The following is a 15,719-nucleotide window of genomic DNA, read 5'->3' as shown; positions in this document are numbered from 1 at the left end:
TCTTGAAAAAAAGATGAATAAGGTAGGATTTTTCGATTATATATTTCAATATTGTAACACAAGTGTGGCAAAAGCGAATTTTTATGAAAGGATGCAAAGAATAATCATTATAAATATAAACAAAAAACAAGAAGACGAGGGCGGCTGAATTTAGAGATTTTTTATGGTAACGGGATCAAAGTGATGAAAAACGTAAGAAAATCGTAAAAAAGCTGTGATTTAAGCAACTTAGAATGTATACAATCCTTGCCCTGTGTGGTAAAATAGGGGATAGCTAATAATGCAAATCTATGCTTAAAAGAGCTCAAAAAATTATTTTTTTGAAATTACGGATCTTGCTCCGGCCAAATCCGGCACAAGCATTTGAGCATTGGATAGGGATTCATTGGCAGTAGCGTAACGGCAAAGCCGTATAGGGGGACCTAAGCTGCGTAATAATAAGTAGACCATGCTGAGCATGGCGAGCACTGAAACAATAATAGGGGGGCGAGTTATCGTTTAGGTTAGCGCAAGCTAAGCAATCTGTTTATTATGATCAAGACCGTTTGAAACGTGATACGGCGTTCGCGGTTCAAATGGGCGGCAAGCGTCGCCAGGCACTATAGCCGGGAGATACTTGTCAAAGTTCTCTATTCAATAGAAGGAAATACAATTTTACAAGTCAGGAGAGATACACAATGACCCAAGATTTGAAGAAAAAGTTATTGAATGTCGTAGCCTTATCGGGCTTAGTCACGGCATCATTCCCAGTTAGCGAAGTTCTTCAGCACCAAGCAACTCCAGCAGTTTATGCGCAAGAAGATCAATCTGCGCCAGATGACGAAGAATTGCCAGATGCAGTAGACCTCGCAGCAATCAAAGAAGCGGAAAAAGTCATCAAAGACATCAAGGATGCATATCAAGCGGCACTTAACGATGGTGAAGATGAAGCTGGTGCTAAGGACGCAGCTCAGTTCGCCAAAGATGAAGGGCAAAAGAAACTCAACCCAATCATCAACAAAACTATCAAGAACAAGAAAGAGCTCCAACGTCTTACTGAATTATATAACAAAGAAGTTGCCAAGCTCTTAGGGGAGACGCCATTGCCTGAGCCATTCCCACAACAAGGTCCTAAGGTTGAAATGAGAGAAGAAACTGAGACCATGGATATCGACTTTGGCTATGAAGTTGTCCAAGATGCAAACTTAGACAAAGGCCAAAAAGAGGTTGTAACGCCAGGTAAGAAAGGTACCCTAACCATCACTTACACCGTGGAATACCGCGATGGTGTTCGCCAGGCTAACACACGAAAAGAGAAGAGTCGTCAACGTACCGTTGAACCTACTAACCAAGTTGAACGCGTGGGGACCCGAGACGTTGTGACGACAGAGAATGTCAAGGAAGTCGAAGATATTCCATTCGAGAAGAAAACCGAAGAAACGGATCAACTCGATAAGGGTAAGACACAACTCAAAACCGAAGGTAAGAAGGGTGTTCTTACTAAAACATATCGTTACAAAGTAATTAATGGCAAGCGTGAAGAAGCGACTAGAGAATTAGTAAGCTCCGAAGTAACGGTTGAGCCTGTGGCAGAAGTTACCTTAGTTGGGACTCGCCCAGTTGTAACGACTCAAGAAATCTCAGAAGAGTCCGAGATTCCATACGGCACTCAAACTCAACAAAATGCCAACTTAGCTAAAGGTGTTAAAAACACCGTTCGTCCAGGGGTCAAAGGTAAGAAGAAAGTAACCTATACCATCACCCTCACTGACGGCGTTCAAACCAACAAAGAAGTGAAGAACACGGAAATCCTTAAGGCAGCAGTTGATGAAATCATCGAAGTAGGGACTAAGGAAGAACCTGTAGTACCAGAACGTACTCGCCGTGAGAATGTCCGCACTGAAACAGTGGCCTTCGATATCGTTAACAAAGATAGCGACCAATTAGACCTAGGTCAAACTCAAATCGAGACTGAAGGGACACCAGGGGTTCGTACTATCACTGAAGAATGGTATGCAGACAAAGACGGCGTTGAAATCCCGGGTACACGCAAAGTGATTGGTGATGCTGTTACCACTCAACCTGTGGCACGTGTTGTTCTACATGGGGTAAAACCAGTAAAACGTACGCGAACTGAAACTAAGGAAGTGGACTTCAAGACCGTTAGAAAAGAAGACCCAACTCTAGCTAAGGGCGAAACTAAGACTGAAACTCAAGGTGTCAAAGGTCAAGAAACCATCACCTATGAATACCTAGAAGGTAAGGATGGCATGGTAGCTGGTTCTGAAAAAGAAGTGAAACGCGAAACCACAGTTCAACCAGTAGATGAAGTAATCTTAGTTGGGACTAAAGAAGAAGCGTCAAGCTCATCAAGCTCAGAATCTTCATCATCAAGCTCCGAAGCGTCAAGCTCATCAAGCTCTGAGTCATCATCATCAAGTTCAGCAGCATCAAGCGCATCAAGTTCTGAGTCATCATCATCAAGTTCAGCAGCATCAAGCGCATCAAGCTCTGAGTCTTCATCATCTAGCTCAATGGCTTCAAGCGAGTCAAGCTCTGAGTCTTCATCATCTAGCTCAATGGCTTCAAGCGAGTCAAGCTCTGAGTCTTCATCATCTAGCTCAATGGCTTCAAGCGCATCAAGCTCTGAGTCTTCATCATCTAGCTCAATGGCTTCAAGCGCATCAAGCTCTGAGTCTTCATCATCTAGCTCAGTGGCTTCAAGCGAGTCAAGCTCTGAGTCTTCATCATCAAGTTCAGCGGCATCAAGCCAATCAAGTTCTGAATCTTCATCATCAAGTTCAGCAGCATCAAATACAACAAGCTCTGAATCTTCATCAAGCACATCAAGCAATGATCCAGGTCAAAATGGTAAGAAACCTGGTAAGAAAGACCAAGGTAAGAAATTACCTAAGACAGGTGAATCTCAAAACGTTACATTCCTCATGGGAATCATGATGATGTTTGCCTCCGCAGTGGTAGCTTTATTCCGCCGCAAACAAAATTAATGTAGCTTCATTAGAACGACGTAGCGATGTTAATTTTGGCTCGTGACCATTAATTAGTGAAAAGTCCTTGTTGATTACGACAAGGACCCCACTAATTTAGATAACATCAAAACGATGTTCTAATATTTAGAAAGAGGGGATATAAATAATGAAGCACAAAGAAAATCTTAGAAAGGGTTTCTCGATACTGTTCGTGTTAATGATGGTCTTATCGGTTTTTCAAGGCCTCATTCAACCAGGGCATGTAGTACATGCGCAGAACAATAACAACGTTCGAGAAATTCAGTCAGGAGATAGTCAGACTACTATTCGTCAGGATGGGTGTGACCTCTTCATCAACAAGACACAAAATACCGAATGGTCCGTACCGCGGAAGCCAATTGACTTGGTTATCTTGCAGGATACATCTGGTTCTTTCAAAAACACCATCGGTGGTGTCCAAAACGCCTTGCGCGAATTGACCACGCCAGTGCCAGCGACTCAATATGATCCAGATCATCCACGTTTGGTCTTCACTGACAACCCTAAGACCACTGACCGTGTCATGGTTGCGACCTTCCAAGGGTTAGATGGGAAAGTGACCTACGACAACTGGGACACTAGCAGTGTTTATGATTCATGGCGTCGTGCCTATCCGGGTTATAACCCTGATAGTAACTTTACAGCTAATCCAGTTTACGAAAAATACGACGGGACTTCCTACCGTGTTTTTAATACTGACTTAACTAACGATCCAGGTAAAATTCAAGGCTTTATCAACAGCATGGTTACCGAAGGTGGTACGCCAACAGTACCAGCCTTGGAAGACATCATGACTCGTTATAGCTCACAAGTTCAAGCCTCCCAAGGTGGGATGGAAAATGGTCGTAAGACAGTCTTCCTTCTGATTACTGACGGGGTCGCCAACGGGAAACGACTTGCCAATGGTAAAGTTGCCATTGAATATAGTGGTGCCCGCATGTATCAATTGATGCGTGACTGGAACTTAACAGAAGACTGGCTCTATATGGAAGCCAGCCAAAATATCTTAGCTCGTGCAGAAGAATTAAAGCGTGCCGGGGAACAACTTAAGGCAGCTGTAGGCCCTGAAGGTTCTGTGGTTATCGGTTTCTGGGAAGATGTAAAAGGCTTCACAGGGAACGGTCAATATGGACGTACTTATAAGGAAGGTTTTGGTCATACTAACGTTAACTTCGGTGACAACCGTTCGGTACAAGAAATCTTCTCTACCACCTTGCGTAGCATGGCCTCACCAGACAAAGTTGTTAACGGGAAGAATGCTACCTTCTATGTTAATGAACAAAATGATATCAATGTCTTCGCTAACAAGGTCCTTGAATCGGTAGGGGCTGCCTTAGTTAAGGAAGACGTAAAAGGTGACTTCACCATCACAGATGGCTACAAGGTTAAGAGTGTTTCCATTAACGGCAAGAAAATTGTAGAAACAGTCACTGACAAAGAAAAAGAAATCCGTGGGACAGTAACGCAAGACGGCAACAAGGTAAAAATCTCTGTTCCGGATGCTGCCTTCAACCCAGGGTCTAACAAATTCGACTATGAATTAGTGCGTACCGAAACTGCGCCACCAACCACTGAAGACGAAGAAGAAGAACCAGGTGACGACTACGCGCCAGGTCAAGTTGAACGTGAAGTTGGTCAATTAGTAGGTAAATTCTCTGTAGGGGAATATAGCACAACAGAAATTGGTTCTAAACAAGCACAAACAGTCAAAGTTAATGACATGTCCTACTGTTACCCATCACTTTCTAAGACCATCACAGATGGCGATGCAAGTAATGACCAAGGCCAAATCGATGACCCAATCATTACCAATAAGAAAGCATATGCGGCTAACTTAGGAACAGTTCACGAGCCATTCGAATATACGGTGACTTACCGTATGAACAACGCGCCGTTGAACTTCAAGAAAAACCCAATCTTAGTTGACCGTGTCAACTACCGTCTCTTAGTACAAGAAGCTTATGTAACTGACATGAATGGTAACCGTCTCAACGACTTCACGATTCGTCAGGTTCAAGAAGCCGACCAAGAGGGCAACATGGGAACCACCGTCATTGCCGACATTCCTAAGAAGCCAGGTATTAAGACTGAGAGCGTCAATGAAGGGGAATGGGGTGGCCACAAGTGGGCACGTTACCAACTCCACATTAAGGCTCGCTTCAACGATCAATATCCATTTGATGTTAACCAGAAGGAATACATTAAGATTCTTCAAGAAAACGATGGTCTTGGGGTCTTGAACCAAGGTCAAATCATGTGGAACGGGGAGTCTAACACTCCTGACTCTGAAGGTACCAACGTTCGTCGTTCTAACAGCGTCTTCGTTGTACCACCAACCGAAACGACTATTACTAAGAAGGTCCGTGGCGCTAGCCAAACGGTAGATCAAGGTGCCGAACACTATGACTTACCATTACGCGACGACGAGTACTACTATGATGTTAAGGTGGCATGGCCAGGTCTTGCTGACAAGTTCTTAGTAGAAGATGAATTAGTACCTGAACTAGAAGTAGTCAAGAGCGGTGCTAAACCACACGGCCATGACATTGAAGTAATGGTTAACGGTAAACCAGTTAAAGCGCTCGAGAAGTTTATCTCAGTCAGCGGCAACAAGGTTACCATGCAAGTAAATAAAGCGGACATCACACGTACCCTCAACAACACCATCAACCGTGCTAACAAGGGTAACTTAGGTCCAGCCGAGATTCATCTTCAAATCAAGGCTAAGATTCGTCAAGATGCTAACCTTGACCGCTTCAAGGATGCTAACGGCGTAGTTAAGATTCCTAACGATGCTAGCGTAACGCTCGATAACAAGGCTCCTAAGAAGTCAGAAGTTGTAACGGTTACTCCAGACGAGCCAGCTGTCGCTAAGAAGATTAACGATACCTTAGACGACCTCTACATCCCATCATGGGAAGAAAACCACTATAACTACAACATCAAGACGACCTTGCCAGGTAACATCCGTGACTACGGTACTTACGTAATTAAGGATGTCCTTGATGAACGTCTAGAACTGCAAGCGGGTCAACAACCTTCTATTAAAGGTGAATTCGCTAAGTACTTCGACGTGGCTTACGATGAAACATCGCGCACCATCACGGCCACTATGAAGTCTGATGCCTTTGGTCAAATCGCAGGCAAGTCTGTAGTTGAATTAGTCATCCCAGCTAAGATTAAGGATGGCGAAACTGCAGCTAAGATTCCTAACACGGCGACAGTGCTTTACAACAAGCAAAATGCAACAGGTGATCCAAAAGAAATCACCACGCCACCTGTTACCGTAACTCCACCACCATCAGGTCCAACCAAGAAGATTAATGGTAACCTCGATGACTTGGTGATCCCAAGTGCAGAAGAAAATGCCTACACTTACAACATCAAGGCTAAATTACCAGGTAACATTGAAAACTACACGCAATGGGGCTTCAAAGATACCTTAGATAACCGCCTTGAACTACAACCTGGCCAATCAGCTCATATTGAAGGACCAAATGCTGATAAGTTCACTGTAACTTACGATGCAGCAACCAACACTGTAACAGCTGAAGTCAAGGCTGGCCAATTCGCTAACTTGACAGCTGGTCAAGAAATCGAATTAGTAATTCCAGCTAAGATTAAGGATGGTATTACTGATAAGAAGATTCCTAACACGGCAACTGTCTACTATAATAATCCTGCAGATGGCGGGGTGCCTCGTGAAACACCACCGACCCCACCGGTAACTGTAACACCACCTCCAACCACTCCAGATATTACTAAGACAGTTAATGACGTAGAGCATTACCAATTAGCAACTCCAGAAGAGCCATTCACCTACAAGATCGACACCAAGGTTCCGTTCAACGCAACTGCCTTCAAGATCACCGACGAACTCAAAGACGTTCTCGAATTTGTAGGGACTGCAACCGCAACAGTTGACGGCCACCAAATCGCGGCTAGCCAAATCACTGTTTCTGGTAAGACTTTAACTGTAACCCTCAACGAACAAGAATTGAAAGACTACCAAGACAAACCAGTCCACGTAGAATTCCAAGCTAAGATTGTTGACGGTGCTAACTTAGAAGCTTACCGCTCTGCTGAAGACGGCACTGAAAAAGTTCCTAACACTGCTAAATTCCAAATCAACGATAACCCTAAACTTGAGAAAGAAACCAAGCCGGTTACCGTAACGCCACCACCATCAACTCCTTCTATTAAGAAGACAGTTAATGACAAGGCGGCAGACCAATTAGCAACTGCAACCACTCCATTTACCTATAAGATTGACACCACTGTTCCACGTAATGCTAAGGCTTTCCGCGTATTGGATACTTTGGAACATGTCTTACAAGTAGACGGCGCAGTAACTGCTAACATTGATGGCACTGAAATTCCATCAAGCCAAATCACAATTGAAGATGTGGAAGTAGACGGCAAGACTCGTCAGAAGATTACTGTAACCTTGACTGAAGAACAAGTATTGAAGAACGCTGAAAAACCAGTTCACGTACAGTTCAACGCTAAGATCAAGGACAATGCAGATCTCTCTGCTTACTCTTCAGCTGCTGACCCTACTGTTAAGGTTCCTAACAAGGCTTCCTTCCAAGTAGACAACAAGCCAGAAGTTGAATCTGATCCAGTCACTGTAACTCCTCCACCATCAACGCCAGCTATCACTAAGACGGTTAATGATGCAAGTCATTACCAATTGCAAGCTGCCGGCGAAGAATTCACCTATAAGATTGATACAACCATCCCACAAAACGCGACAGCCTTCACTGTAACCGACGAACTCAAACCTGTTTTAGACTTCGGTTCTGGCGACGTGATTGCAACCGTAGATGGCGTACAAACTGCTGGTGAAATCACTAAGAATGGTCAAACCTTGACTGTTAAATTCACTCGTGACGAAGCTGTTAAAGCTGGCAAACCAGTTCACGTTGAATTTAAGGCAATCATCCGCGCTAACGCAGACTTAACAGACTACCGTACCGCAGATGACAACACTGAGAAAGTTCCTAACACCGCCAAGTACATCGTTAACGATGATCCGAACATCTTCAAGGAATCAGAACCAGTAACAGTAACGCCACCACCAACAACTCCACCAATCACTAAGACTGTCAATGGTGCAGAACATGCCCAACTCAATGACAAGGCTGAAGAATTCGAATATGTTGTTAAGACTAAGGTTCCACGCAACATCACTGAATTCAAGGTAACTGACCGTCTTGAACCAGTCTTAGAAGTTAAAGGCAATGTAACAGCAACCTTAGATGGCAAGGCAATCGCTGCTGACCAAATCAAGGTTGAAGCTGACGGTGACCGTCAAGTGGTAACTGTAGCCTTAACTCAAGAAGAAGTCTTGAAATCAGCTGAAAAAGAAGTAGTTGTAACCTTCAAAGCTGCTATCAAGGCAGATGCGGACTTGTCTAGCTACACGACCGCAGAAGACGGCACTGAACGCGTGCCTAACAAGGCATCTTATGGTGTCAACATTCCTAACGTTCCAGATGTTGAATCTAACACTGTAACAGTAACTCCTCCGCCAACCAAGCCAGACTTGAAGAAGACTGTTAACGATGCAGAAAGCTATCAATTGAAGGCTGACGGCGAAGAATTCACCTACAAACTCGATACTGAAATGCCACGTAACATTACGGCCATGACAGTAACCGATACTTTAGTAGATGAATTAGACTTCGGTACAGGCGACGTAGTGGCAACAGTCGACGGCGTCCAAACAGCTGGTGAAATCACAAAGACAGGTCAAACCTTGAGCGTGAAATTCACTGCAGAAGAAGTCTTGAAGAACGCTGGTAAGGCAATCCATATCGAATTCAAGGCTAAGATCCGTGAGAACGCGAACTTAGACAAGTACATCGACAAGACAGATGGCCGCACCAAGGTTCCTAACGAAGGTTCTTACCATATTAATGACAACCCTGACTTGAAGGTGAAATCTAAACCTGTAACGGTGACACCACCACCTACAACGCCAGAAATCACTAAGACTGTAAATGACACGACTCACTATGACGTATTAACGCCAGAAGAAGAATTCACTTACAAGGTAGAAACCCTCGTTCCTACAAACGCAACTGAATTTGAAGTGACCGATACAATCGAGCCAGTTCTTCAATTCAGCAGCACTCCAGTTGAAGCAACTGTTGATGGCGAAGCGATCACTAACGTGACAACGGTTGACCGTCTCTTGACTGTGACCTTGTCTCGTGAACAAGTACAAGCTAAAGCTGGTAAGAAGGTAAGCATCACCTTCAAGGCTCGCTTCAAAGAAGGCGTAACCTTAGAAGAATTGAAGCCATACATTTCTCAAACTGATGGCGTAACGCGCGTACCTAACAAGGCAGCTTACCGTATCGACCTCAGCGACCAACCTAACATGCGTAAGGAATCTGAGCCAGTAACGGTAACTCCACCACCAACCCGTCCTGACATCACTAAGAAGGTTAACGACGTTGATGACTACACATTGAATGCAGAAAACGAAGTCTTCACTTACACTGTTGAAACTTCTGTTCCTGAAAATGCCACTGTCTTCAACATCACTGACCAATTAGATCCAGTCTTGCAATTTGAAGGCACACCATCTGCAACTGTAGACGGTACTGCTATCGACGCAAGCCAAATCACGATTCAAGACCAATTGTTGACTGTGAACTTGACTCCTGAACAAGCTGCAATGGCTAAGAAGCCAGTTAAACTCACCTTCCAAGCACGGATTCGTGACAATGCTGACTTACGTAACTACGTAGAAAACGGCGTCATCAAGGTACCTAACAAGGCAACCTACCACATCAACAACAAACCAGAATTCGATAAGGATTCTAACCGTGTAACGGTAACTCCACCGCCAACTGAAACAACAATTGAGAAGAAAGTTGACGGCGCTCACTACAAGAAACTAGATGCGGCTGACCAAGTCTTCAACTACACTGTTGACGTAACGGTTCCTAAGAACGCAACTGCCTTCTATGTAAGTGATACCCTCGTGCCTGAATTACAATTTGACGGCGACGCAACAGCGACCTTGGATGGCAAGGACCTCAGCGCAGACCACATTGTCAAAGATGACACTGCTGGCAAAGTGACGGTAACCTTGACTGAAGAAGAAGCCCTCAACAATGCAGACAAAGTTCTCCACTTGAGCTTCAACGCCAAAGTTCGTCCAGGCGCAGATCTCTCTGGCTACATTGACAACAACGTCATCATGGTTCCTAACACTGCTAAATACAGTGTCAACCATCAACCAGAGAAAGACTCTAACACCGTACATATCACTCCACCACCTTCTCAACCAGACCTCGACAAGAAGGTTAACGGTAAGGTTGATGAGCAATTGGCAACGCCAGAAGCTGAATTCACCTACACCATTGACACAGTAGTACCTACAAACGCTGCTACCTTCACTATTACCGACGAACTCAAGGCTGAGTTGGAATTCGTGGGCGACGCAACAGCTGTTACTGCAACAGTTGGTGGCGAAGCAATCACTGATGTACAAATCAACGGTCAAGTACTGACTGTCAACTTGTCACAAGATCAAGCATCTAAGAAACCTGGCCAAGCTGTCCATGTTGAATTCAAGGCTAAGATCAGACAAGGGGCTAACCTCAGTGCCTACATCGTCAACGGTGAAATTAAGGTGCCTAACACGGCTCAATACTTGATTAACAACGAATTCAAGAAAGAGTCTAGCCCAGTAACCGTAACGCCTCCACCAAGCGAAGAGAAGATTGAGAAGACTGTTAACGATAAGCAAGCAGAAACTCTTGAAACTCAAGAATCACCATTTACTTATAAGATTCAAACTGTTGTTCCAGCTAACGCAACTGCCTTCGCAGTCAGCGACACCTTGGATCCAGTCCTCGAACTTGCGGGTGACGTAAGCACAGTTGAAGCTAAGTTAGGTGACGATGCAATTGATGCAAGTCAAGTAACCTTTGACGCAGCAACCAGCACGCTTAAAGTGGAATTGACCGAAGCCCAAGCAATCAATAACGCTAAGAAAGCTGTAACTGTAACCTTCCAAGCTAAGCTTAAGGCAGGTTTGACCCCAGCTCAATTAGCTCCATACATTGATGCAACTGATGGCGTAACTCGTGTGCCTAACAAGGCGCGTTACAGCGTCAACCATCGTCCAGATGTTGAGTCTAACACTGTAACAGTTACCCCACCACCAAGCACACCAGATATCGAGAAGAAAGTTAACAACGACTTTAGCGCTAACTTAGCAACACGCGAAGAGTCCTTCACTTACACTCTCGAAACTCAGGTACCAAACAATGCCTACATGTTCGAAATCGGCGATACCCTCGAACCAGTATTGGAATTCGATGGCACTGCTACAGTTGAATTGGATGGTAAAGATGTAACTAGCGAAGCAAGTGTCGAAACAGTTGACGCTAAGAAGACTGTTGGTTCTGAAGAACAAGATACTAAACGCTTAGTAGTGAAATTAACCCAAGACCAAGTAACTAAGAACCCAGGCAAGAGCGTGAAAGTAACCTTCAAGGCTAAGATCAAAGCTGGTGCGAGCCTTGCTGCCTACATTACTAATGATGGCGTCAAGATTCCTAACAAGGCCAACTACATGATCAACAACAATCCTGACATCACTAAGGATTCTAATGAAGTACCAGTAACGCCACCACCAACCACCCCAGATATTTCTAAGAAAGTAAATGGCCAAGCTCATGTAGACTTAGGTGCTCGTGACGAAGAATTTACTTACACCATTGAAACTACTGTTCCAGAGAACGCAACTGCCTTCGGTATTACTGATACCTTGGTAGACGCTCTAGAATTCGTAGGCGATGCTTCCTCTGTCACTGCAACAGTAGACGGCGAAACCATCACCAATGTGAAGATTGAAGGGCAAAAACTGTCTGTTGACTTAGACAAGCAACAAGTATTGAACAAGTTTGGCAAGGCAGTCAAGGTTGAATTCAAGGCTAAGATTAAAGCCGATGCAGACTTGACACCACACATTACTGCTGATGGCGTCAAAGTTCCTAACAAAGCAGGCTACGATATCAACAATGATCCAAAACTTCATAAAGATACCGAACCTGTAACGGTAACACCACCACCAACCACTCCGGACATCGAGAAGAAGGTTAACAACAAGCTTGAAGAACTCCTCGGCAAACGTGACGAAGTCTTCACTTACACCCTCGACACAACTGTACCGGATAACGCGATTGCCTTCACAGTAACCGATAAATTGGATGCTGCACTTGAATTTGCAGGTAATGCATCTAGCGTTAAGGCAACTGTTGATAATCAAGCAATCACTGATGTGAAGATTGAAGGCGACCTCTTGACCGTCAACTTGACGCAAGAACAAGCAGTCAAACTCCACGGTAAACCAGTACACATTGAATTCACTGCTAAGATTAAGGCAGATGCTAACTTGAACGTGAGTCCTTACCTGACCGAAGATGGCGTCAAGGTGCCGAACAAGGCTCAATACACAGTTAACAACAACCCTAACATCAGCAAAGAATCTAACGTTGTACCAGTAACACCACCACCAACCACGCCTGATATTGAGAAGAAGGTTAACGGCCAAGTCCACGCTGACCTAGCTAAGAGCGACGAAGTCTTCACCTACACAATCAATACCACTGTTCCAGAGAACGCTACTGTCTTCGGTATCACCGATACCTTGGTAGACGCCCTCGAATTCGTAGGCGACGCAAGCAGCGTAACCGCAACAGTAGACGGCGAAGCCATTACCGACGTGAAGATTGAAGGTCAAACCTTGAAAGTCAACTTGGCTAAGACTCAAGTTGTCAACAAGTTCGGTAAGGCTGTCACAGTAGAATTCAAGGCTAAGATTAAGGCCGATGCAGACTTAACACCGCACATCACTGCTGATGGTGTCCGCGTACCTAACCGTGCGTCTTACGACATCGACAATAATCCTAAGATTCATAAGGATTCTGAACCTGTAACAGTAACACCACCACCAACCACTCCGGACATCGAGAAGAAGGTTAACAACGCCTATGAAGCAATGCTTGCTTCCCATGACGAAACCTTCACCTACACCATCGATACCACTGTACCAATGAACGCGACTGCCTTCACGGTAACCGATACCTTGGTAGATGTACTCGAATTCGTAGACACGCCAACTGCAACAGTAGATGGCCAAGCAATTACCGATGTTCAAACAAGCGGTCAAACCTTAACTGTCAACTTGTCTAAGGAACAAGCAATTAACCTCCACGGCAAGCCAGTTAACGTAACCTTCAAGGCTAAGATTAAGGCGGGGGCTAACCTCAACCCTTACATCGTTGGCAATGCAGGTGAACCAGGCAACATTAAGATCCCTAACAAGGCTTCTTACATGATCAACAACGATCCAAACATCCGCAAGGATTCTAACGAAGTGCCTGTAACACCACCACCAACCACTCCTGATCTAGAGAAGAAAGTCAACGACGCAGATTCTGCTTACTTGACGGCTAAGGAAGAAGTCTTCACTTACTCCTTAGACACAGTTGTTCCAACTGCTGCTACTGCCTTCGCAGTCCTCGATAAGTTAGAACCAGTCCTTGAATTTGTAGACAAAGATCAAGTAGTTGCAACACTTAACGGTCAAGTCTTAGACAATAGCCACATCACGATTATGGGTCAAACCATCCGTGTTGCCTTGACTCAAGAAGAAGTGACCTCAAATGCTGGTAAGCCAGTACACATTGAATTCAAAGCCAAGATTAAAGAAGATGCTGATTTGACACCTTACATGACCGGTCAAGAAGACCCTCGTGTACCGAACAAGGCTCAATACATCATCAACAATAATCCTGACTTAGTGAAGGATTCTAACGAAGTACCGGTTGTACCACCAACCAAGCCAGATGAACCAAACATCACTAAGGCTGTCAACGACCAAGACGCTTACCAATTGAAAGCTGTCAACGAAGAATTCACTTACACGATTACAACAGCTGTTCCTACGAACGCTCATGCCTTCAACGTAAGTGATACCCTCGAACCAGTATTGGAATTCGTTGGTCAAGCAGAAGTATCTGCTAACTTCGCGCCTCTTGCAGACACTGATTACCAAGTTGTCCAAGATGGTCAATACCTCTTCGTTCAATTTAGTAAGGAATTCGTGAAGGCTAACGCCAACGCACCAATCCAAATTAAGTTCAAAGCGAAGATCCGTGACGGTGCAGACCTCACTCCATATAACACAAGCGGCACTCCAAGTGTACCGAACAAGGCAAGCTACATGATTAACAACGATCCTAAGCTTCAAAAAGATTCCAACATCGTTCCGGTTACACCTCCAGGCCCTCCAACCACACCTCCAGGTCAGAAGGAAATTTACACCGAGTCAGGTACAACTCCTGATGCGGATAACAGACTTGAACTTCAATCAGAAAACGAAGTATTCCGTTATGAAGTCAAGGCTAAGCAAGATTTCATTCCTGCTAACTCCTTCCATAAACAAATGAAGATCACGGACGTACTTGAATCCGTATTAGGTGTTCAACGTACAAGCATCAAGATCGACAGCGAGAAGGTTGATATGGACCAAGCTCTCCCTGAACTCAAAGAACTCAAAGACAAGTTGGAAGACAACGAGAAGAAACTCAAGAAACTGAAAGGTGAAGATGCCGCATCTTCTAGCGAATCATCTTCAGCAGCTCCAGTTGCTTCAGAGCCTACCGTTGATCCAGCACTTCAAAATGCACGTGTAGCAGAACTTGAAGGTCAATTAGCTGCTGCTCAAGCAACAGCTCAAGAAAAAGCGCAAGCTCTTGCTGGCTTGAACGAACAATTAGCTGCAACTCCTGAAGATCAAGCAGAAGTTCGTGCTAACTTACAAGCTCAAGTAGAAGCAGCATCTGCTGCTCAAGCAGAAGCTAATGCCGCTGTTCAAAGCTTGACCGCTCAACTCGAATCTGCTCGTGCTGCTGCCCAAGCAGTAGCAAGCTCTAACTCTGTGATCACGAGTCAATTGACTCCAGAAGGTCAAGAAGAGACTCCAGAGCAAATTGCTGAACGCGTCAAAGGGTTCGAAAAACTCATCAAAGAACTCAAAGAGCAAATCAAAGAGTACGAAGATGGGAAAGACTCACTTGATGCAGAGAAAGGTAAGAAATATCAAGCAATCAAGGACTTCAACGAAGCAATCGAAAACCGTAACAAAGTTACTGGCGAATTGACCGATGAGTCTATTGCTAAGTTAGGTGAACTCAAAGTAGTAGGTAACCAAGTAACCTTCGAAATCACCAACGAGTATGTCTTGAAACTCCTAGAAGGTCGCAACATCCGTCTTGTAATCTACGCAACGATTACTGACATTGATCGCGCACGTAAGGAATACTTAGCTGATCCGAACAACGGCTATGTACCTAACAAAGCGACTGTAGAGTTTGACCACACACCTGAAGTAACCAACATTGTGTATGTCAAACCTTACACACCACCAACCCCACCACAAACACCACCAACTCCACCAACCATCTCAATTCCACCAGCTAACCCTGGTCCAGAATTGCCAGCAACTGGTGAAGTTACCAACCTCGGTGCGATCCTCGCAGGGTTCCTCATGACCCTTGCAGGTGGGTACCTGACCTTCAGAAAGCGTCAAGACGCCTAATCTGACATGAGTCCTAAACAAGCCTCCCCTAGGGGAGGCTTGTTTTTGTCTATATAAAGGTCGGGCACCTTGCGAGCAGG

2 protein-coding genes are annotated in these 15,719 nt (G+C 44.7%); both read left to right on the top strand.

Annotation, left to right across the window (positions count from 1 at the left end; genetic code table 11):
* The first annotated feature begins 677 nt into the window (after positions 1–677).
* Positions 678–2,987 carry a G5 domain-containing protein gene (locus ACO53F_RS02590; protein WP_485137178.1) on the top strand — a complete coding sequence of 770 codons (2,310 nt, stop codon included), beginning with the start codon at positions 678–680 and terminating at the stop codon, positions 2,985–2,987.
* A 148-nt stretch (positions 2,988–3,135) separates the two neighbouring features.
* Positions 3,136–15,639 (top strand): isopeptide-forming domain-containing fimbrial protein, encoded by a 12,504-nt coding sequence (locus ACO53F_RS02585; RefSeq protein ID WP_485137177.1) that lies wholly within the window; start codon positions 3,136–3,138, stop codon positions 15,637–15,639.
* Positions 15,640–15,719: the final 80 nt, after the last annotated feature.

The sequence above is a fragment of the Abiotrophia sp. genome (genome assembly GCF_057275535.1).
This window is presented reverse-complemented; position numbering and strand designations above follow the sequence as displayed.

Coding starts and splice junctions, on each gene's coding strand:
- ACO53F_RS02590 (WP_485137178.1), top strand. CDS start 678: ATGACCCAAGATTTGAAGAAAAAGTTATTGAATGTCGTAGCCTTATCG.
- ACO53F_RS02585 (WP_485137177.1), top strand. CDS start 3,136: ATGAAGCACAAAGAAAATCTTAGAAAGGGTTTCTCGATACTGTTCGTG.